This window comes from Acinetobacter sp. BWR-L5 (assembly GCF_039655985.1).
Lineage (GTDB): Bacteria > Pseudomonadota > Gammaproteobacteria > Pseudomonadales > Moraxellaceae > Acinetobacter > Acinetobacter johnsonii.
This window is the reverse complement of sequence record NZ_JAGFEV010000003.1, coordinates 127,168-149,965: the sequence shown is the minus strand read 5'-3', so window position 1 is coordinate 149,965 and position 22,798 is coordinate 127,168. Positions and strand designations below refer to the sequence as shown.

19 protein-coding genes and 1 riboswitch are annotated in these 22,798 nt (G+C 43.6%); of the genes, 3 read left to right on the top strand and 16 right to left on the bottom strand.

From position 1 onward, the window contains the following. Positions 1–5: 5 nt before the first annotated feature. The 3 genes from JZ787_RS06465 to prfB form a co-directional block, all read right to left on the bottom strand. Positions 6–1,085 (bottom strand): alkene reductase, encoded by a 1,080-nt coding sequence (locus JZ787_RS06465; protein WP_218288625.1) that lies wholly within the window; start codon positions 1,083–1,085, stop codon positions 6–8. Between the two features lie 27 nt (positions 1,086–1,112). Next, the gene (locus JZ787_RS06460) at positions 1,113–1,412 is read right to left on the bottom strand and encodes a metalloregulator ArsR/SmtB family transcription factor (RefSeq protein ID WP_004691709.1); all 300 of its coding nucleotides are present in this window, start codon (positions 1,410–1,412) and stop codon (positions 1,113–1,115) included. Positions 1,413–1,552: 140 nt separating this feature from the next. After that, positions 1,553–2,648, bottom strand: a protein-coding gene (gene prfB, locus JZ787_RS06455) for a peptide chain release factor 2 (protein ID WP_155115836.1) whose coding sequence is annotated in 2 segments (ribosomal slippage) — positions 1,553–2,575 and positions 2,577–2,648 — 1,095 coding nt in all. Because the reading frame shifts where the segments join, the coding sequence is not laid out codon by codon here. Between the two features lie 483 nt (positions 2,649–3,131). Between prfB and JZ787_RS06450 the strand changes: the two genes are divergently transcribed. Continuing rightward, positions 3,132–3,908, top strand: a complete 777-nt coding sequence (locus tag JZ787_RS06450; RefSeq protein WP_005401517.1) for a putative porin — start codon at positions 3,132–3,134, stop codon at positions 3,906–3,908. A gap of 168 nt (positions 3,909–4,076) precedes the next feature. After that, entirely contained in the window at positions 4,077–4,913 is an 837-nt protein-coding gene (locus tag JZ787_RS06445) for a putative porin (RefSeq protein ID WP_346311957.1), read from the top strand. A gap of 45 nt (positions 4,914–4,958) precedes the next feature. On the opposite strand, the gene recJ is transcribed toward JZ787_RS06445, so the two are convergent. The 10 genes from recJ to JZ787_RS06395 all read right to left on the bottom strand — a co-directional run bounded on the left by recJ (position 4,959) and on the right by JZ787_RS06395 (position 18,489). Beyond that, positions 4,959–6,665, bottom strand: coding sequence for a single-stranded-DNA-specific exonuclease RecJ (gene recJ, locus JZ787_RS06440; RefSeq protein ID WP_346311956.1), 1,707 nt, complete (start codon positions 6,663–6,665; stop codon positions 4,959–4,961). Next, positions 6,666–7,322, bottom strand: a complete 657-nt coding sequence (pdxH, locus tag JZ787_RS06435) for a pyridoxamine 5'-phosphate oxidase (RefSeq protein ID WP_005401514.1) — start codon at positions 7,320–7,322, stop codon at positions 6,666–6,668. It lies immediately after the preceding gene. Between the two features lie 13 nt (positions 7,323–7,335). After that, complete coding sequence (glmM, locus tag JZ787_RS06430; RefSeq protein WP_094148480.1) at positions 7,336–8,667, bottom strand: phosphoglucosamine mutase; 1,332 nt, start codon at positions 8,665–8,667, stop codon at positions 7,336–7,338. A 122-nt stretch (positions 8,668–8,789) separates the two neighbouring features. Continuing rightward, complete coding sequence (gene guaB, locus JZ787_RS06425; RefSeq protein ID WP_004691717.1) at positions 8,790–10,256, bottom strand: IMP dehydrogenase; 1,467 nt, start codon at positions 10,254–10,256, stop codon at positions 8,790–8,792. Between the two features lie 225 nt (positions 10,257–10,481). Next, a complete protein-coding gene (locus JZ787_RS06420; protein WP_062031975.1) occupies positions 10,482–10,847 on the bottom strand; it encodes a YkgJ family cysteine cluster protein in 366 nt (121 codons plus the stop codon). Between the two features lie 94 nt (positions 10,848–10,941). After that, complete coding sequence (locus JZ787_RS06415) at positions 10,942–11,739, bottom strand: MBL fold metallo-hydrolase (protein WP_062031972.1); 798 nt, start codon at positions 11,737–11,739, stop codon at positions 10,942–10,944. Positions 11,740–11,921: 182 nt separating this feature from the next. Continuing rightward, a complete protein-coding gene (locus tag JZ787_RS06410; RefSeq protein WP_168158728.1) occupies positions 11,922–12,497 on the bottom strand; it encodes a TMEM165/GDT1 family protein in 576 nt (191 codons plus the stop codon). A 76-nt stretch (positions 12,498–12,573) separates the two neighbouring features. Continuing rightward, a riboswitch (yybP-ykoY riboswitch) is annotated at positions 12,574–12,712 on the bottom strand. A 149-nt stretch (positions 12,713–12,861) separates the two neighbouring features. After that, a complete protein-coding gene (locus JZ787_RS06405) occupies positions 12,862–14,823 on the bottom strand; it encodes a 2-oxo acid dehydrogenase subunit E2 (protein WP_346311955.1) in 1,962 nt (653 codons plus the stop codon). Positions 14,824–14,825: 2 nt separating this feature from the next. Then, the gene (aceE, locus tag JZ787_RS06400) at positions 14,826–17,528 is read right to left on the bottom strand and encodes a pyruvate dehydrogenase (acetyl-transferring), homodimeric type (protein ID WP_168158730.1); all 2,703 of its coding nucleotides are present in this window, start codon (positions 17,526–17,528) and stop codon (positions 14,826–14,828) included. A 277-nt stretch (positions 17,529–17,805) separates the two neighbouring features. Beyond that, positions 17,806–18,489: a M23 family metallopeptidase gene (locus JZ787_RS06395; protein ID WP_125280667.1), complete on the bottom strand. Its 684-nt coding sequence runs from the start codon at positions 18,487–18,489 to the stop codon at positions 17,806–17,808. Positions 18,490–18,597: 108 nt separating this feature from the next. On the opposite strand from JZ787_RS06395, the gene JZ787_RS06390 reads away from it, so the two are divergent. Next, on the top strand, positions 18,598–19,038 hold the full coding sequence (locus JZ787_RS06390; RefSeq protein ID WP_058870506.1) for a hypothetical protein: 441 nt from the start codon (positions 18,598–18,600) through the stop codon (positions 19,036–19,038). A gap of 97 nt (positions 19,039–19,135) precedes the next feature. On the opposite strand, the gene lpxC is transcribed toward JZ787_RS06390, so the two are convergent. From lpxC to ftsA, 3 genes are all read right to left on the bottom strand, one after another. Next, positions 19,136–20,038: a UDP-3-O-acyl-N-acetylglucosamine deacetylase gene (lpxC, locus tag JZ787_RS06385; protein ID WP_062031958.1), complete on the bottom strand. Its 903-nt coding sequence runs from the start codon at positions 20,036–20,038 to the stop codon at positions 19,136–19,138. A gap of 123 nt (positions 20,039–20,161) precedes the next feature. After that, on the bottom strand, positions 20,162–21,358 hold the full coding sequence (gene ftsZ, locus JZ787_RS06380) for a cell division protein FtsZ (RefSeq protein WP_004691726.1): 1,197 nt from the start codon (positions 21,356–21,358) through the stop codon (positions 20,162–20,164). A gap of 163 nt (positions 21,359–21,521) precedes the next feature. Beyond that, positions 21,522–22,784, bottom strand: coding sequence for a cell division protein FtsA (gene ftsA / locus JZ787_RS06375; protein ID WP_004691727.1), 1,263 nt, complete (start codon positions 22,782–22,784; stop codon positions 21,522–21,524). Positions 22,785–22,798 lie beyond the last annotated feature (14 nt).

The window sequence follows — 22,798 nt, the reverse complement described above, 5'->3', positions numbered from 1 at the left end:
GCAATTTAAACCGCAGCAGTTTCCATTTCAGCTAAAGTCGGATAGTCCACATAGCCTGCCGCGACATCTGTTCCAATCATATTTTCCAGTTTCAATTCATTCAGTGGCGCATCTTGTAGTAGACGTTCATACAAGTCTGGATTGGCAATATAATCCTTACCCCAAGACACTGCATCAGCCTGACCCGATTCCAATAGATCAATCGCATCTTCACGGCTTAAACGCATATTGGCAATCAATGGCACACCACCCGAACGTTGTTTCAGGTAAGTACTAATACTGTCATCTGCCAAATATTCACGGGTAAAGAAGAACGCAATCTGACGTTGACCCAGTTGCTCCAGTGCATAACCAAAGGTTTCACGTGGATCATCATCGCCCATGTCATGCTCATCACCACGTGGAGCTAAATGCACCCCAACACGACCTGCACCCCAGACTTCAATCAGCACATCCACCACTTCAAGTAACAAACGCGCGCGGTTTTCTACGCTGCCACCATATTGGTCTTCACGTAGATTGGTTGAACTTTGCAGGAATTGGTCAATCAAATAGCCATTGGCTGCGTGCAATTCAACCCCATCAAAGCCCGCAGCTTTGGCATGAATCGCAGCCTGTTTATACTGTTCAACAATGCTCTGAATTTCAGCAACCTCTAATGCACGAGGCACCACATATTCACGTTTCGGACGCAATAAGCTGACATAGCCTTTTTGTTGCACACTACTTGCTGAAACTGGGGTTTCACCATCCAATAAATCAGGATGCGATACACGGCCCACATGCCACAACTGCGCCACAATTAAGCCCGCTTGGTCATGTACAGCTTGAGTGACTTGTTTCCAGCCTTCAACTTGAGCTTCATTAAATAGCCCCGGGGTATTCAAATAGCCATTGGCTTCTTCAGAAATCACGGTCGCTTCAGAAATGATCAAACCTGCACTTGCACGCTGTGCATAATACTCCGCCATCATGGCTGTTGGCACACGGTCTGCCGTTGCACGACTTCGTGTTAAAGGAGCCATAATGACACGGTTTTTTAAGTGTAGATCACCTAAAGTTAAAGGAGTATTCAGTTCAGCCATAGTCGCCTCGATCGTCACTTTTTTCAATTAAAGTGAACGTTGCAAATGTTCGATATATTGCTGAATCAACGCTTCATTGCGCGAAAAATAAGACCATTGTCCATATTTTTCCACTTGAATTAAACCAGCCTGCTGTAGCACAGACAAATGATTCGACATCGTCGATTGCGATACATTTCCCAACCGTTCGATATGACCTGCACATACGCCGCGTCTAAAGTCACCACATTCGTCACTCGATAAAAATTGTTCCGGTTTTTTTAACCATTCCAAAATTTGGCGACGCGTTGGATTAGCCAAGGCTTTAAAAATTAAATCTATATCCATACTCAAGACACGTTTAATGGGCAGCAAAGCGTTGTCAGCTTGTTTTACCTAATATATCGCATTTTTTCGATTTTAATATCGATTTTTTTAGATATATTGTAAAATAACTGATAACACTTTGCTTTCATTCATCATTTAAATTACAAACCTTGCTTTAAGCTGGCTTCAATAAACTTATCAAGGTCACCATCTAGTACTGCACCTGTGTTGGAGTTTTCAACACCCGTACGTAAGTCTTTAATACGCGAGTCATCCAACACATAAGAACGAATCTGACTGCCCCAACCAATATCCGACTTCGAGTCTTCAAGTGCTTGAGCTGCTTCGTTACGTTTGCTCATTTCCAACTCATACAACTTCGCACGTAACTGTTTCCAAGCATGGTCACGGTTGGCATGTTGTGAACGTTGGTTCTGACACGCCACCACAATGCCTGTTGGCGCGTGGGTTAAACGTACCGCAGAGTCTGTTTTGTTAATGTGCTGACCACCTGCACCCGAAGCACGATAGGTATCGGTACGCACGTCAGATGGGTTGATATCAATTTCAATGTTGTCATCGACTTCTGGCGAGACAAACACAGCAGAGAACGACGTATGACGGCGGTTACCCGAGTCAAATGGCGATTTACGTACTAAGCGATGCACGCCCGATTCGGTCCGCAACCAACCATAGGCATATTCACCTTCAACACGAATCGTTGCTGACTTAATCCCAGCCACGTCGCCGTCTGATTCTTCCATCAATTCAGCTTTAAATCCGTGACGTTCAATCCAACGCATATACATACGCAGTAGCATTGACGCCCAATCCTGCGCTTCTGTACCACCTGAACCAGCTTGAATTTCCACATAACATGGATTTGGGTCCATTGGGTTACTGAACATACGGCGGAATTCAAGCTTCGCTAACTCTTCTTCTGCAGAGGTCAATTCAGCTTGGACATCAGCCAACAGACTTTCATCATCGGCTTCGACTGCCAAATCAAGCATCGCTTGCGCATCTTCAAGCTGCGTTGCCAAACCATCTAACACATTTAAGACGTTTTCAAGTTCGCCTTTTTCTTTGGCCATGGCTTGTGCACGGTTTTGATCATTCCAAATCGCTGGGTCTTCTAATTCACGGAGAACCTCTTCTAAACGCTCTTTTTTCAGATCGTAGTCAAAGATACCCCCGTAATGTGAGACCACGGTCGTTTAAGTCTTTTAATTGGTTTAGATACGGATTAATTTCCACGTGAATTACTCTCAATCAATATAAAGCGAAAAATAGCCGCTGATTATATCACAGTCGACGGCTAGGATTATTCATCTCAAATTCGACAAAAACACACCCTTCTTTCTAGAGATTAAAACTGTTTAGCCTCCAAAAAAGCATTCTCTTGAACCGCAATCAAGCTGCATATAAATGCGAACCATCCCATAAAATACATACCGGAGAAGTGTTCTCAACAGACAAACGGACTAAACATTTTGAGTTAAAATTGATTAAAATAGCGTCAAAAATTATGAAATCCACAGAATCTACACAATTTTAATAAAACAAAACATTATAAATTTATAATTTATTATCAATCATTTAAATTTAAAAAATTACACGATGTAACCGTAGATACAGAGCATTAACTTTCCTTTGGTTGACGCTTTTTTATTTTGCCCTAGACTGAAGTTGTAACAAAAAATTAATGAAATACAGTTCCACTTACGAGGGGTACATACCATGAAAAAATTAGCAATTGCTTCAGCATTACTTTCCGCTCTAGCGATCACAGGTACTGCACATGCATACCAAGCAGAGGTGGGTGCTTCAGCTGGCCTAATTGATCCAGACAACGGTAGTTCAAGTGGCTCTTTTGGCGTAGATGGCACATACTATTTCAATCCAGTTCAAACACGTAATGCGCCACTTGCAGAAGCAGCGTTCTTAGACCGTGCAAGTAACGTTAACGCAAAATACCAATACGACGAAGTCGGTGATGATGAGCGTCATCAATATGGCGTCGGTGCTGAAGTTTTCATCCCGAACTCAGACTTTTACCTAGGTGGTAAAGTGGGTCGTGATGATTATTCTTTTGACAATGGCGGTGACTTTGATACCACCGTTTATAGCGCTGAAGTCGGTTATTTACCTGCACCAGGCTTATTAATTGCTGCGGGTTTAAAAGGTTATGACAACGACTATAACGACGGTGTCGATCCAACTCTACGTGCTAAATATGTGACCACACTGAGCAATGGTAAAGACATTAACTTAGAAGCAGGCGCAGCTTTTGGTGATCTTGATGAATACAATCTTAAAGGCGATTACTTCATCGATAAAACTTTAAGCTTAGGTGCTGACTATTACAGCAATGACTTAAGTGATACTAGCGAATTTGGTATCAATGCCCGTAAATTCTTTACTCCACAAGTCAGCCTTGAAGGCCGTGTTGGTTTTGGTGAAGTTGGCAACAACGACTACAACAAATTCGGTGTAGCTGCGAAATATCGCTTCTAAAACCCATTAGAAAACCTTGAATACTCAAAGCCCATTTTCGAATGGGCTTTTTGCGCTCTGATAAAGCATTGTTATAAATAAAGATTGACTCCCTGCTACTTTTTTGTACACTTCGTTACAACTGTCATAGAACAGTCATATTTTTATAACAAAGAGAGAACCTCTAAAATGCTTAAACAACTTGCACTTACTACCGCACTTATTGCGAGCTTCGGGACTGCACATGCTTACCAAGCGGAAATCAATGCAAACTACGAAAATACAAGCTTTGATGGTGACAGTGAAGACCTTGATACTTTTGGCATCAGTGGCAAGTACTACTTAAATGGAGTGATCACTAAAAATTCGCCACTTGCAGAGGCTGCTTTTTTAAGCAAAGCAAGCAACATTGGTCTTGGTTATGCGAACTCAAGTATTGATGAAGACGGCGCCGATTTAGAAATTGACACAGTCGGTTTAAATGGTGAATTTTTCATCCCAAACTCTCAATTTTATGTTTCTGGTAGCCTCAACCGCTCTGAAGTAACGGTTGAAAGTGAATTTGGTAAAGCATCAGATGATAATGTGGGTTATGCATTAGAAGCAGGTTACCTGCCTGTCGATGGGCTACTCATTGCGGCTGGTGTAGCCAAAGAAAATCTTGATCCAATGTATGTTTCAAAAAATGGCTTCATTGATACATTCTCAAATATCTCCGCAGTAGCAGACGATACAGCTGTGACCTTACGCGCTAAATATGTGACTCAAATTGGTAACCATTTTACCAATTTTGAAGGTGCAACATACTTTGGCGATGAAACTGCTTACCGCTTAGGTGCCGATTTATATATCGATCCAACCTTAAGTGTTGGTGTTTCATTTATGGATACAACATTCGATGACTTTGACACTGTTTGGGCTGTTCGCGCGCAAAAATTCTTTACGCCTGCTATTGCTGTTGGCTTGAACTACACAACAACGGAAGATGCTGATTCATACGGTATCAATGGTACATTCCGCTTCTAATTGAAACAAAAATGTATTAAAAAAACCGCTCTATAGAGCGGTTTTTTAGTGTTGTTCTAAATGCAAAATGCGAAGTTGTACGCTGACATTGCCACGAAATTCATTTTTATCCAGCTCATAGAGCAAACGAATTTGATGGTTCATCTCATTGAACTGGTATTTGTCCGCCGCATTAAAAGCAATGGCATCCACGACCTGTCCATTGTCTAAAGCAATACGTAATTTTAAATGCACTTCTTTCAACCAGCGGAAATCTACAATTTGAAAGTTTCCTTCAAAAATAGGTGCTGGAAACTTTTGCCCCCATGGACTAATCTGCTGTAGAAGATCGACCGTTTCAACCTGAATATTTTCTGCTGCTAACTCACCATCGGTCCATAAAGTCGCAGTAAATAGACCTTCATCCTGAGCTGCCATCAGTACTTCAAAGGCCTGCTTAAACTCTTCAAAATGGACTTTTTGAATGGTTAAACCCGCTGCCGCAGCATGCCCACCAAAGTGGCTGACCAAATGTGGATATTGCTCAGCAACACACTCAATGGCATCGCGGATATGCACTCCTTCAATCGAACGTGCTGAACCTTTGATATGTATCCCATCTTCATCTGCGGCAAATACAATACTCGGACGATGAAACTGTTCTTTTAAGCGTCCCGCAACAATGCCAATCACCCCTTGATGCCAATGCGGCTCGAACATAATTAAAGCCGCGGGTAAGACCGTATCATCTAGTTGAATTTGATCCAAGGCTATTAAGGCCTCTTGTTTCATCGTGGTTTCAACCTGACGACGTTCCACATTCAACTGATTCAGTTGTTCTGCCAATGGATAAGCGGAAGCAAAGTCCTGTGCCAACAGACATTCAATACCGATATCCATGGTTTCCATACGACCTGCCGCATTAATACGTGGTCCCAGTACAAACCCCAAATCTTGCGCTTTTAAAGTTGCAGCCTCTCGACCTGCAATCTCCAGTAGAGCGCTGATGCCCGGACGACATAAACGTTGTTGAATACGCTTCAGGCCAACATCAACCAAGATACGATTGTTATAGTCAAGACTAGCAACATCGGCATAGGTGCCTAATGCTACCAAATCCAAATACTGACTCATGACTGCCGAAGACTTATTCAGTTTTTTACGATAGGTTGATAAGTTAGCCAAGACATAAAAGGCCACGCCGACCCCAGCTAAGGCTTTACTTGGAAAATCACACCCCAACTGGTTCGGATTCACTACCGCTTGGGCACTGGGAGTCGGTTTGGTGGTCAAATGGTGATCGGTAATAATCACCTGTATACCATGATCTTGCGCTTGTTTCACGCCGTCATGACTGGAAATACCATTATCCACAGTAATCAATAAATCAGGTGTAAAGGTGGTAAATGCTAAATCCGCAATCGCAGGCGTTAAGCCATAACCATATTTAAAGCGGTCTGGAACCAGATACTCTACCTGCGCCCCCATTTCTCGCAAAGCCAAGATCATTAAAGCGGTGCTGGTTGCACCATCTGCATCATAATCACCCACAATGACAATTTTGTGTTGCTGATCAATTGCAGCATCCATCAACTGAACCGCTTCATTTAAGCCTTTCAGACTAGGGGCCAGTAAATGCTTGAGCTTTAACTCCAGCTCCTGCGTTGACGCCACCCCACGGCGGGCTAAAATTTCTGCAATAAACGCAGGAATGTCCTGAAATAATTCAGGACAGGTAATAAAGGGTCTTTGCTTAATTTGAATGGCTGACATTTATGGCATCAAACGTTTCAGCATCCAGACATCTTGCTGTTTTTCATAACTTAAACGGTCATGTAAACGGTTCGGACGCCCTTGCCAAAACTCATAGTAGTCGGGCTCGAGACGGTAGCCACCCCAAAAGAGGGGTTTATTGAGTTCTGATTTACCTTCAACTTGGTTCTGCAATTGCTCAAAACGTTGTTGCAAGACTTCACGGCTTTCAATCACGCCACTTTGTGGTGTACTGATATGTGCCGCAATTTGGCTATCTCGTGGGCGCTTATGATAGTAGTCCGTCGATTCTGCTTCAGAAATTTTAACCACTTTACCACCAATGCGAATCTGACGTTCCTGCTCTTGCCAATAAAACAGTAACTCTGCATATGGGTTTTCAGCCAAATCATTGCCTTTTTGACTGTCATAATTGGTATAAAAATCATAACCTGCTTCAGTTGCACCGCGCAGCAATACCGTTCGTACATGCGGACGACCCTGGACACTTGCTGTCGCCAGTGACATAGCATAGGGTTCGTGCAGTTGTGCTTCTAAAGCATGATTAAACCAAAGCAAGAACTGAGCATGTGGATGGGTTTCTACACGATCTTCTCGCAGCTCGCCTTTTTGATAACTTAAACGAAGCTCGCTGAGATCTTTAATTAAATCACTCATTTTTCACTCCTTATTAAGCTGCATTCGCACGTACAGCATCAGCCAATGTATTGGCTAAAGTGTTGACTTCATCGAGGTCATCCCCTTCCACCATGACACGAATCACAGGTTCAGTACCTGATTTACGAATCAACAAACGACCACGACCTTTGAGTTGTTGCTCGGCTTTATCAAATTCAGCCACCAAAGCAGGCACCGCATAAGGGTCAAACATCGCCTCTAAACGTACATTCACCAGCACATTCGGTAGAAGCTTAAAGTCAGCAACCAATTCATGAAGCGCTTTCTTCTGCTCGACCATCACGGTAAGGACTTGTAGGGCGGCAATAATGGCATCACCTGTGGTACTTTTATCCAAGGTTAAAATATGCCCTGATGGCTCACCACCAATGACCCAGCCTTTTTCTTCTAGGCCTTGTAGGACATAGCGATCACCCACATTCGCACGTAATAACGCTACACCGGCTCTTTCCAAAGCCAGCTCTAAAGCCATGTTTGACATTAAGGTACCCACTATTCCAGCAGGTTTTTTAGCGCTCTGAGTCGCCAAGATATATAAAATATGGTCGCCATCAATCAGCTTGCCATCTTTATCCACCAAAATAACGCGGTCTGCATCCCCATCAAAGGCAATCCCCAAATCAGCCTTATGCTTCACTACGAGTTGCTGCAAATGCTCAGGATGGGTCGAACCACATTGCTCATTGATATTTACACCGTTAGGCTCATTATGAATGGCAATGACCTTGGCGCCGAGCTCACGAAAGACCGATGGACCCACGTTATATGCAGCACCATTGGCGCAATCCACCACAATGGTTAAATCATTCAAGTCTAAATGGTATGGAAATGTGGATTTACAAAATTCAATATAGCGGCCATTGGCATCTTTTACGCGGACACTTTTACCTAAGTTTGCCGTGTCTTCAATCACTAATTCTTTTTCAAGTTCTTGATTAATTTCTTCTTGAATAGCATCTGGTAGTTTCTTACCTTCACTGGAAAAGAACTTGATCCCATTATCAAAATAAGGATTATGTGATGCTGAAATCACAATGCCCAAACTTGCATGTAAAGCACGGGTCAAATGTGCAATCGCTGGGGTTGGTAATGGGCCCAATAAATGTACATAAACCCCTGCCGCATTTAAACCTGCTTGCAATGCCGACTCTAAAATATAACCGGATAAACGTGTATCTTTTCCGAGTACTACCAATGGTTTTGATTTTTTACTGTGGCGCTTTAAAACTTTCCCTGCGGCAAAACCTAGTTTAAGGGCAAATTCAGGGGTAATAGGGAGGACGCCAAACTTACCGCGAATACCATCGGTACCAAAATAACTCATGTTCTACTCACTTCTTAATGGTGATCTAAATCATCACTTTTTTACTCACGACACTTTACACCAAAACGAAAAAGCCGTCATAAAAATGACGGCTTTTACATTCAACAATTCGTATAACTTTATTAGCCAACGCGATAGTTCGGTGCTTCTTTGGTAATCGTCACGTCGTGAACATGTGACTCCGACATACCTGCCGAAGTAATTTTCACAAACTTCGCATTTTGACGAAGATCTTCAATCACAGATGAACCCGTATAGCCCATAGAAGAACGTAAACCGCCCATCATTTGGTGCACAATGTTGCCCATTGGACCTTTGTATGGCACACGACCTTCGATCCCTTCAGGAACAAGTTTTTCAGCGCCTGCTTTAGAGTCTTGGAAATAACGATCCGCAGAACCTGTTGCTCCTGCCATCGCGCCCAATGACCCCATACCACGATACGCTTTATAGTAACGACCTTGGAAGAATTCCACTTCACCTGGCGCTTCTTCAGTCCCAGCAAGGAGTGAACCGACCATAATCGTACTCGCACCCGCGCCAATCGCTTTCGCCATATCGCCAGAGAAACGAATACCACCATCTGCAATTAATGGAATTTGATCTTTTAGTGCATTGGCAACGCTATCAATCGCAGAAATCTGCGGCATGCCAATACCCGCTACAATACGCGTGGTACAAATTGAACCTGGGCCGATACCGACTTTGACCGCATCTGCGCCTGCATCGAGAAGTGCCAATGCTGCATCACCAGTTGCAATGTTACCGCCAATCACTTGGACTTGTGGGTAATTCGCTTTCACCCAACGTACACGCTCGATCACACCCGCAGAGTGACCATGCGCCGTATCCACGACAATTGCATCAACACCCGCTTCAACCAAAGCTTCTACACGACTTGGTGTTTCTACACCTGTACCGACTGCAGCACCTACGCGTAAGCGACCAAGGTCATCTTTACAGCTGCTTGGATAGCTTTCCGCTTTACGGAAGTCAGTGACTGTAATTAAACCTTTGAGTTCGTTATGTTCTCCAACGACCAAAACTTTTTCAATGCGGTGCTTTTGCAGTAAAGCTTGAATATTTTCTTTCGATTCACCTTCACGAACAGTCACAAGGCGGTCTTGACCAGTCATGATGTTGCTTACAGGTTGCTCAAGGTTCGTTTCAAAGCGTGTATCGCGACCTGTGACAATACCGACCACTTTGCCATCTTTCACAACAGGCACACCGCTGATGTTGTTGGCTTGAGTAATCGAGATCAATTCGCGTACTGTGGTTTCAGGTGTCACAGTGATTGGATCTTTCACCATCCCTGCTTCAAATTTTTTCACACGACGGACTTCTGCAGCTTGTGCAGCAATATCCATGTTCTTGTGCAAAATACCAATACCACCGTTTTGCGCCATCGCAATCGCCATACGTGATTCAGTCACCGTATCCATTGCTGCTGAAACAAGGGGGATATTTAAATTAATGCCGCGCGTGAATCGTGTCTTTAATGAGACATCTTTTGGGAGAACAGTAGAATAGGCAGGGAGTAATAGGACATCATCAAAAGTTAACGCGTCTTGAACGATGGTCAACATGGCAGTCTCACTGGTAATTTCCGTGCGCTATTATAAACAAATATGAACTTAAATTTCATTTCAATTGAAAATTTATTTTTTTATCTTAGAAAATAAAGTGATAAAACCTATATTTTATTTGAACTCTTCATTTTCACCTTTATTTTTTTATTTCTTGTTTTGAGATGGATTTTATTTACTTTAAAAAAACTCAAAAAAGCAGAGCCTTAACTCTGCTTCTAACGATTAACAGACTTGATCAAAACCTTCATCGTTGACGGCAATGCTCGCTTCCAATTGCACAAATGGAATCATATTGTGCGCACGTCGTGCTTTGTTGCATTGATCATCAGCGATTTGAACTTCTTTACATGAAGAACTACGCTGTTCATACATCCCACAACTCACGTGTTCACCAATGGTGCCTTGCAGTGCGATACAGCGTGGACTGGCTTGATTAGTTCCAACCATGCATGAATACACAGCCGTCACTGGCTCTGTGTAATGTTCAGGCATGGAAATGCCTTCAGCCCAGTAAAATGAGACTCTAAAAAAGGCACAACATGCCCCGCAGCTTAAACAGGCATCTTCCGTTGGAACTTGAGACAACATCCTTTATATTCTCATTTTCAAAAACTTTTTTTGGAAGAAAATATTAAAAAAATTGTGGTTGCCAAACAAGCAAAATTTACGACTATTTTGTCACTTAAGTTGGACAGGTAAAAACACTCTCATCCATCAAGTCGGTACCGCACTCCAGCGTCTCAATCCAATCTAAAAATTGATGAATCTGCTCGTGCCCAATAAACGGTGTCCCATGCTGCGGTACAATCATTTCAACATCCATGGTGCGGACCATATTGACCCATAAACGAATCACTTTGTTATTGCACATATAGCGCTGATGAAACCCTTTCATTTTAGGAATATGCGCAGCAAAGTTTTCCAAAGGTTTTGAGGCATCGTCCACCATCGATGCCCCCATATCACCTGAAAATAAAATTTTGGCAATTGGGTCATAAAACTGAAAATTACCCACCGAATGTAAAAAATGCGCAGGCACAGCAATAATCGAAGACTGCCCCAACGTAATCACCTGACCGTGGTCTGGTAGCTCCACTAAACGATCCAGCCAGTTACCTTTCATCCGCTCACTCATAAAGGCAGAGTTCAAGTGAGGTAAAAAGCGTGCCCAAAGTTTAGAAGCCACCACTTTCGCTTCGGTATAGACCAACCAACGCGGCATTGAGGTAATAATGTCGGGGTCTTGGTGTGAGGCCATCACAAAATCAAGATTGGTCAAACGCGTATATTTATTCAACTCCATGGTCAGCGGCACATAGGTTAAATCACCACCCGGATCTAAGACCGCAGCACGCTCATGGTCAATAATTAAAAACTGATTTGCCTGTACACCCTCGCCTTTGACCAAGCTGGTAAAGCTAATACACTTGTGTGTGCCATCATCATATAAAACCTGTGACGTTGTGCGGTCAAATGCCATGCCCATCCCCTCAAAATGCTGTTTTTCTTAAAAGACTTTTTAATACCTACAACATATATGGATTTACACAAACTTACAATGCATTTGCGACCAATATCATTTGATATATCAATAAATTGAAGATCATTTTTCAATAAAAAATCCCGATTTTTTAAGTCGGGATTCTTATTTTCTACGGTGAATTAGAAGAAATAATGCTGTACAAGTGTCGCAATACCAATGACCAAGAAAATGGCCGCACCAATTTTATGAATTAAGGCAATTGGCAACCTGGTCGCCAACTTATCGCCAATAAAGACCGCTGGCGCATTAGCCAACATCATCCCTAAAGTCGTACCCAACATCACCCAAACTATACTGTCAAAACGTGCCGCTAAAGCCACTGTCGCAATTTGGGTTTTATCACCAATTTCGGCCAAAAAGAACAACACAAACGTTGCGCCAAATACCCCTAGTTTCTGCCATTTCTTAATGCTGCCTGACTCATCATCCAACTGATCAGGAATCAACATCCAACCTGCCATAGCAATGAAACCAATCGAGAGAATCCAGATCAGCGCATCAGGGCTTAAAACTGTGGTGATCCATTGGCCTAAAACAGCAGAGACACCATGGTTAATAATGGTCGCCAGCAAAATAGCCAATAGAATTGGGACGGGTTTACGGAAACGTGCAGCAAGTAACAATGCAAGCAGTTGGGTCTTATCGCCCATTTCAGCTAAAGCCACGATGGCTGTGGAGAGGAGGAATTCATACATGATGTCTTTCTCTGGCTAGCATAACAAATACCAATGACTCACCGCTCCTGCTAGCCAAAAATCTGCAGAGTGGTAAATCAAAGGTCTTGCCAACAAAAGAAAGCTCTTTAGAAGCTCATTTGGTTCTTTGCTATGATGACCATGCTCGTTTTAGAGCAAATATGTTGATCATCACCTGTTCTGAGGAACAGCGGCTACTCCCCAATGAAGTAACACCATGTTAGGCGAAAATATGTTTTTTGGCAATCTATAAATACAAAAGACCCTGCCGAAGCAGGGTCTTTATTGAGGTATTTTTGCAGTGCTTCCAGCCGCTATTTTTCTCTTGTGAGAAGAGAGAATAGCAGGGCTAAAAGCTAGATCATCAGATCAGCAAAGTACGGATGTCTTTCAACAACTTGGTCAGCTTATTGGTAAAGCGCGCTGCATCAGCCCCATTAATCACACGGTGGTCATAAGACAAAGACAACGGCAACATCAGTTTCGGATCGAAACCTTGACCATTCCATACGGGTTGCATCGTCGCTGGAGAAATTCCCAAAATTGCGACTTGTGGCCAGTTCACTAGTGGTGTAAATGCCGTACCACCAATTGCACCTAAGCTTGAAATCGTGAAGTTTGCACCTTGTAGATCTTTCGGTGAAAGTTTCTTATCACGGGCTTTTTGACCCAATACACCGAGCTCCACCGCAATGTCTTTAATCGATTTCTGATCTGGATTACGGAGTACAGGAACGGTTAAACCATCTGGTGTTGCTACAGCAATGCCCATATGGATTTCGTTACGCAACAGTACAGACTTGCCATCATCAGCCAAGTGACCAGCAAAATCACGCTCTTCTTTCAACAAGTGCGCAACCGCTTTGATGATGAACGCCATAATGGTCAAGCTAATACCATCTTTCTTAAAGTTACCTTTCAGATCATTACGCCAAGCTTCAAGTTCAGTAATATCCGCCAAATCAAACTGAGTCACTTGCGGGATATAGTTGTTTAAAGATAACTGCGGAATAGAGACTTGTTGCAGACGTGTCAGCACTTTCTCTTCTACACCACCAAACGCACTAAAGTCAGGCAGTTTCGGTAAGCCCGCGGCAGCAACAACCGTCGCAGCAGATGCAGTTTGCGGTGCGGTTAAGCGACCTTTCACATAAGCAAAAATGTCATCTTTCATTAAACGTGCATGCGGCCCAGAGGCTTTTACTTCTGCCAGCACCACGCCCAATTCACGCGCCAGTTTACGTACCGCAGGACCCGCGTAGACTTTAGCATTGGCTGCATTTTGCTCTTTGGTCAGCTTATCTGCACCTTGAACTGCTGGTACAGTAGATGCCACCACTGGTGTAGTTACAGCTGGAGCCGCTGTAGGTTTCGTTGGTGTCTGAGCAACAGCTTGAGTCGTTGGTGCAGGGGCTTGACCCTCCGCTTCAATGGTCACCAAAGCCACACCTTCCGATACATTTTGTCCCAATGCAACATGAATGGCTTTAATCACACCCGCTGTTGTACTTGGAACTTCAACCGTTGCTTTGTCTGATTCAACCACGATGATACTTTGGTCTTTTTCAACCGTATCACCTACTGACACTAAAATTTCAGCAACAGCCGCTTTGTCTACGCCCAAGTCAGGCACTGCAATTTCAACTGCACCTGCAGGCGCAGCAGCGGCTTGTGGCGCCGCTTCAGCAGGCTGAGCTTCAATGGCTTGAGGTGCTGCAACTGGCGTAGGCTCAGCAGTCACTGGTGCAACTGACACTGCTGTTTTTACAGTAAGGATCACTACGCCTTCTTTAACACTGTCGCCGACGTGAACACTAATCGATTCCACTGTGCCTGAAATCGTACTCGGGACTTCCACAGTCGCTTTGTCTGACTCAACCACAAGGATGCTTTGATCAACGTCAATTTGATCGCCAACTGACACCAAAATTTCACCAACGGTTGCTTTTTCCACACCAATATCTGGCACTTGCACATCAATCACTTGTGATGCTGTAGTCGCAGCGGGTGCAACCGTTTCAGCAACAGCAGCGGATGCAGGCTTTTCTTCAACTTGAACAGCTTCAGCCTGTACTTGTGCCGCTGACGCTTCAGTTTGCCCCTCAGCTTCTAGCTCAATGAGCGCTGCACCTTCGGCAACCGAGTCACCCAAGCTCACCAAAATACTTTTCACCACCCCAGCTGAAGTGCTTGGCACTTCAACAGAAGCTTTGTCGGATTCAAGTAAAATAATGCTGTCATCGACACTAATGCGATCACCGACTTTTACTAAGATTTCAGCGACGGTCGCCTTATCTACACCAATATCAGGAGTCGTAATTTGCATGATTATTTCTCCTCTTTGTAGTCTGCAACAGCATGCACTTCAGGTGTTGCTTGCGGTGCCCACGCCACAGGACGATCGGTATCTAATTCAAAATTAGAAATGGCATCTTTGACTAAGCGTGCATCCACTTCACCTTCATCTGCTAATTTTTTCAAGGTTGCAACCACAATATGTGCAGCATCAACACCGAAGTAACTACGCAGGTTGGCACGAGTATCTGAGCGACCATAACCATCTGTACCCAATGCAACAAATGGGCGACCATCTGGCAGATACGCACGGATTTGTTCGCTATAAGCACGCATATGATCTGTTGCAGAAACAACAATACCAGCTTTGCTACGCAACTGCTGAGATACCCAAGCTTCTTTCACATCTTCAGTTACAGGGTGTAAGCGGTTGTATTCTTCACATGCCATACCATCACGTGCTAATTCGTTAAAGCTAGTCACGCTCCACACGTTTGAGTGAATTTGGTATTCATCACGTAAAATTTTCGCAGCTTTAATCACTTCACGCAGAATTACACCTGAACCCAACAGCTGAACAGTAGCTTTTTCATCTTCTTGGAACAGATACATACCACGTTTGATGCCTTCCTCAGCGCCTACTGGCATTTCAGGGTGCTCATAGTTTTCGTTCATTACGGTTAAGTAATAGAACACACGCTCTTGGTTCACATACATACGTTGTAAACCGTCATGCACGATCACCGCCAATTCATAACCGAAACATGGGTCATAAGACACGCAGTTTGGAATGGTGTTCGCAAGGATGTGTGAGTGGCCGTCTTGGTGTTGTAAGCCTTCACCGTTCAGTGTGGTACGACCAGCAGTTGCACCTAGCAAGAAGCCCTGCGCTTGAGCATCACCTGCTGCCCATGCAATATCACCAATACGTTGGAAACCAAACATCGAGTAGTACATGTACATTGGAATCATTGGCAAGTTATTGGTTGAATAACTGGTTGCCAACGCTGCCCATGCGCTCATCGCACCAGCTTCGTTAATCCCTTCTTGTAACATGTGACCGTCTTTGGCTTCACGGTAATGCATCAATTGTTCTTGGTCTTCTGGGGTATATTTCTGACCATGCGCAGCATAAATACCCAACTGACGGAACATACCTTCTAAACCAAACGTACGCGCTTCATCAGGAACAATTGGCACCACACGGTCTTTAATCGCTTTTTCTTTCAATAACGAAGAAATTAAACGCACCATGACCATGGTGGTCGATTGCTCTTTACCTGCAGAACCTTTGAGTACCGCATCGAATACCGATAACTCAGGAATCGCCAGCTGCTCGCTTTCTTTACGACGTGCAGGCAAGTAACCACCCAAAGCCTCGCGACGCGCCTTCATGTATTTCAATTCTGGCGAGTTTTCACTTGGACGATAGAATGGAACTTCTTCAAGTTGCGCATCGGTAAACGGCAAGTTGAAACGGTTACGCACATACTTCAACGAATCAATTTGCATTTTCTTGATTTGATGCGTTTTGTTGACCGCTTCAATTTCTTCAGATAAGCCATAACCTTTGACTGTTTTCGCAAGGATGACCGTCGGCTGACCTTTGGCTTTCATGGCTTCCGCATAGGCTGCAAAGACTTTATACGGGTCATGACCACCACGGTTTAGGTTATCAATATCCTCATCACTAAGGTCTTTGATTAATTCTTTCGCTTCAGGATATTTACCAAAGAATTTCTCACGCGTGTACGCACCGCCTTTCACTTGGTAGCGTTGGTAATCACCATCCACCGCTTCTTCCATTACTGCTTTTAAAGCGCCAGTGCTATCTTTAGCTAGTAGTGGATCCCAATGACGACCCCATACTACTTTAATGACACGCCAGCCTGCACCACGAAATAGAGATTCTAATTCTTGAATGATTTTGCCGTTACCACGTACTGGGCCATCCAGACGTTGTAAGTTACAGTTCACCACCCAGATCAAGTTATCGAGTTTTTCACGTCCAGCCAGTGAGATTGCACCTGTGCTTTCAGGCTCGTCCATCTCACCATCGCCTAGATACGCCCAGACTTTACGGTCTTCTTCTTTAATCAAACCACGGTTCATCAAATACTTTTGAATATGTGCTTGATAAATCGACATGATTGGCCCTAGACCCATCGATACGGTCGGGAACTGCCAATAGTCAGGCATTAAATACGGGTGCGGATACGAAGGTAAACCAATCCCCCCGACTTCGCGGCGGAAATTATTCAAATGCTCTTCGGTTAAACGACCTTCAAGGAATGAACGTGCATAGATGCCCGGTGCACAGTGACCTTGATAATAGATCATGTCCCCGCCAAAATTGTCGTTATTGGCACGGAAAAAGTGGTTAAAGCCAACATCATATAAAGTTGCTGAAGATGCAAAGCTGGCCAAGTGACCACCTAAATCATCACCCGTTTTATTGGCACGAAGTACCATCGCTAGCGCATTCCAACGAATCAATGCACGGATACGACGCTCCATGTCTTGATCGCCTGGCATTGCAGGTTCTTCAGCCACTGAAATTGTATTTAAATAAGGCGTGTTTAAACGCTGAATAGGGACATGTTTAGCGATGGCTTGTTGATACAGTTTTTCCAATAGAAAAGCTGCACGCTCAGTCCCCATGTGTTGTAAAACGGAGTCAAACGCATCTTGCCATTCTTGCGTTTCTTGCGCGTCAGTATCACCATAAAACGCCATAATTCACCTATTTCGATATCCTAATCTTATACGTTAATATGTATCATACTTTCGTCCTATAAGAGTATCGCCACAGCTGAATATGGCTGAGCCATACTATTTAGTAACTAAATAGTCATTGACCATTCGTTACCCAAGATAACAAAAAACCGCCAATTTAGGCGGTTTTTTATACATTTAATGCTATTTTTTGATGCTAACTTAGATTTCGTCAGAGCTGTATTCCTTTTTCAAGCATCAGACCAACGGTAAGTTCGGATCATCGATCAAATCGGGATTAAGGCAACATGGCTAGATAAGTCGATGGGTTTTTGCGTTGACCATCTTTAACTACTTCATAGTGTAAATGTGGGCCAGTACAACGACCTGTACAACCAACATTAGCAATATGTTCACCCGCGTCTACACGGTCGCCAACACGAGCAATTAAACGTGATGCATGAGCATAGCGCGTGATATAACCATTGCCATGGTTAATTTCAACATATTGACCATAGCCTGTACCCCAACCTGACTTGGTCACAATCCCTGGGCCTGTCGCATAAATCGGTGTACCGCTTGGCGCAGCAAGATCTAGACCTGAGTGGCGCTCAGCACGACCATTCATTGTACGGCCACCGTAACTTGAGCTAACACGTGCACTTGGAAGCGGGTGTGTCACTAACCACGAATATGGATTATTTGAAAAACTTTTTGCAGAGGATTCCGAACCGTATTTTTTCGCCAGTGAAGCGTTGTTGAGCTCAACCGTTTTCTCACGTAGTTTCACGGACATTTTCGTTTCGGCAGGGATATCAATATCATTCGATTCGGTATAAGCGCCTTCCGATAAAGTGCGTGTCAATTGCTCAATTCGATCCGAAGAAGCATTATTTGTATTGAGTTCTACCAAATCAGCGAAGGCTACTGAAGCAGCCGATGCCGCAAAAGAAAAAGCCAACAAAATACGTCGCATATGCATAAAAAACCTCTTAAAACTGTTCTTACGAATGTTTCTTGCGTGATCTCGTCCTTGATATCTACCGAAAGAAGCGCATAAGATTAAGACATTAACATGAAGGAAATATGTATGTCCGAACCAGTGAATCTCTTTCAACAAACCAGAAAACACATAAAAACAGGAAACTTAACGTTTCTCTCAAAGCAAGTAACTGCATGGCAGAAACTTACAAAACTGATTCAACCTATCCTACCGCAACCAGAGCAGTGGCAGGTTGTTTGTTATCAATATGGTATTTTGACGATTACCGGCGAAAATCAAGCGATGATTAGTCAACTTGGTTACCTTCAAAAACAATATATTGCACAACTGTCGGAACTTGATGAGTTTAAAGACCTACAAAAACTCCAAGTTCGTTTGAGAATCCCCTCTCAAACACCCGCAAAGATACAATCTATTTCAAGATCGCTAAGCACAGAAACTCAAGACTTAATCCGAGGTGCTGCTGACTTTGTGAGCGACCCTAAGCTTAGCCAAGCAATGCGACGTTTGGCAAGCAAAAAAAAGTAACCTCGTCTCGACCCGCTTCAGAATTGCGTTTTTAAAATGATAAATTCATCACATTTATGTTTGTTACAATATAACATCACACAATAAAGACAATGACTTAAGTCACACTCACATAAGGAATTGGACACTGATCTTCGTCATTAAATGTTACAATTTCATAGCTGCTTGGATCACTTTGGACATTGCGCAATAATTGATTATTCAAAGCATGCCCAGACTTATATCCATCAAATTTGGCAATAATTTGGTGACCGAGCAAGTAAAGATCCCCCACCGCATCTAATATTTTGTGACGAACAAACTCATCTGAGAAGCGCAAACCTTCTTCATTCACCACCCCCGTTTCATCGACGCCAATGGCATTGTCTAAACTTGCCCCCAAAGCGAGATTATTGGCTTTGAGATAGTCCAAATCTTTCATAAAACCAAAAGTACGAGCCTCGCTGACTTCATAAACAAAGGTTTCGGTTGAAAAATCAATAGTGGCAGACTGATATTCTTTCTTAAAAGCGGGATGGTCGAAGTCAATGGTAAAATTGAGTTGGAAACCCTCATGCGGGCGGAAAATGGCGCGTTTGTCGTCGATAAGTGCTTCTACAGGTTTGAGGATTTTTATAAATTTTTTAGGGGCATCCAGTTCTTTGAGACCACCTTGCATGAGCAAGTAAATAAACGGACCTGCACTGCCATCCATAATTGGGACTTCAGAGGCAGACACTTCAATGATCAAGTTATCAATACCCAAACCTGCAATTGCACTCATAACATGTTCAATCGTACCGACTTTGGCATCTTCTTGAACTAAGTTTGAACACATGAAGGCTTCTTGGATCAACATCGCATTTGCACGAATGTCGACCGGTGGATTGAGATCGATACGACGAAACACAATTCCTCCGTCCGCATGATGTGGCACAAAGTTAATTAAGACTTTTTGACCACTATGCAAACCAATGCCGCTTGCTTTAACGACACGTTGTAGAGTTCTTTGTTTCAACATGTTTCATATCATCTCACCACTAAACCGCTATACGTTAGCATATTTAGCCATTGATAAAAAACAAAAAGGTAGTCAGAGACTACCTTTTCTTCATCACGTGTGGCTTAACCACATAGATAAATATTACTTACGCTGTTGATTTTTCAAGTAATCTTGAATACTCATTGGTGTTGGGCGTGCAGCACTCACTGTCGATGCAGAACTCGCTGCAGCAGCCACGTCTTGGTTCTGACGCTGGATTGCAGGCACATCATCATCTTCAACAACCGCTTGCGTTGCATGCCCATGTTGTGCTACCTGCACATGTGCATTTGGACGCTTCACTGGCTCAGCAGAATCTGCTGAGTTTCGAGTTAAACCTGTTGCAATGACAGTGACACTGATTTCATCACGCGCGTCTGGATCAAATACGGTACCGTAGAAGACTTGGCCTTCGTCTAGATCGACAATTTGGTTCACAACGTCGGTAATTTCTTCAATTTCGCCAAACGTAACATCATCACCACCCGTTACATTAATCAGAATCCCTTTGGCATTCATAATGGTGACATTATCCAGCAATGGGCTACGGATCGCTTGTTCAGCTGCTTGACGTGCACGGTTTTCACCACGACCTAAACCCGCACCCATCATGGCATAACCACGTGTGCTCATCGCAGTTTTCAAGTCAGCAAAGTCAAGGTTAATATGACCTGGGCGTACCACTAAATCAAAGATACTACGGACCGCATTTAATAAGACATCATCCGCTTTTTTGTAGGCATCTTTCATTGAGATGTCACGGAAAACTTTTAACAAACGTTGGTTTGGAATGATGATTAAAGAATCTACATGCGCTTCTAATGCTTCAATGCCTTGCTCAGCAGACTGAAGACGACGTTTACCTTCAAAGTTAAACGGTGTCGTTACCACGCCTACGGTTAAAATGCCCATTTCTTTGGCAATTTCAGCAACCACTGGCGCAGCACCTGTACCTGTACCACCGCCCATACCAGCAGTGACAAACACCATGTCAGTACCTTCAAGGTGCTGACGAATCAAGTCACGACTTTCTTCAGCCGCTGCTTGACCTACATTTGGATTGGCACCCGCACCTAAACCACGAGTACTTTGCTCACCCAACTGGATTTTGAATTGTGCATTCATACGGTCTAGCGCTTGCTTGTCCGTATTGGCACATACAAATTTTACACCTTGAATATCTGACTCAAGCATGTGTTGTACGGCGTTACCACCTGCACCACCAACACCAAACACAGTAAAACGGGCTTGACCGTTGCTATCGGTTTGATCATCTTCTAAAAATTCAAATGAGGCCATGACCTATAGATTTCCTAATTCGTTATTGGCAGTCACTTAAGCCCGTATACTGCCTTGATCTTAATAAACAAAATTGCTTTTAAGCATGCTGTGCAAGCCATAGCTTGTCAAGTTTAAGCGATGCGTTGTACAACTTCTTAACAATATTCCAAAAAAATTCAACTTAAAAAACAGATTTCAGCTTTTCATTGAGTCCAGACCAAGCACGTCCAACGCGTTTAATCAGAGACAGTTTTTCTGTATCTTCTGGTTCCACTATAGTTTCTTGTGTTTCGCTCTGACTAAACATCAACAAACCTGCGGCAGTGGCATACTGAGAGCGACGCAGTGCGGCAATATTTTGCTCATCTGCTGTCACTTGCACAGGTGGATTACCCAAATGCGCAGACACACCCAACATACGACGAGTCAACGTCACCATACCTTCGATTTGACTAGCATCACCAGTTAACACCACACCATGATACAAACCATGAATCGCACCATTACGCTCTAGCTCTTGGCGAACTTGGCCTAAGATTTCTTCATAACGCGCAATCACGATTTCAGTCAGCTCAATACGACTAATCGTTTGCGGACCATCAATCCCTTGGATCTGAATCATATGGTCCGGTTTAACCGACTTAATGTCGACACACCCATAGAGTAATTTAATTCGCTCAGCTTCTTCAGTGGTGGTTTGTAACACAGCAGCAATATCACGGGTGACATGTTCGCCACCACGCTGCAAAGTATGTGTCAACGCCAAACGACCATCTAAATACACCGCAATGTTGGTGGTACCTGCACCAATATCTACTAAACAGACACCATACTCTTTTTCATCTTTGAGTAGACTCGCTTCTGCCGTTGCCAAACAAGACACCACCAGTTTCTCCACCCCAATGTTCGCACCCTTCAAGGCCCGATCAAGATTTTGCATGGTACTAATTGGTAACATCATCAACTGATAATGACCAATCATGCTGTGTGCAGACATCCGTATTGGGTTTTGTACCCACTCAGTGGAGTCATCCAACTCAAAGCCCAGTGGAACAGCACTAACCAAATAATGATCCGAGGTCATGTGGCTGGCTTTGGCCAACTCTAATGCACGAACCACTTCACTTGTTGTAATTGTATGGTCAGTATTCTCAACTGGCGTTCGTCCAGATGCATAAAAGCTTTTTAACTCGGCACTTGGGATTGAGACCCACGCGGAATGGACACGGCATTCAGCCATATCTTCTGCTTCTTGCACGGCATTTTTTATCGCTGTAATGACTTTATCAAGACTTACAATTTTTCCTTTATTCATGCCTCGGTTACGAGCAGTTGCCATTCCTATCACTTGGATATTGTCTGGCGCATGTACCTTACCAATCAAAACTGAAACTTTGTGCGTCCCAATGTCAATCGCAACAACTGAGGGAACCGCTTCATTCATTATTTACTACTACC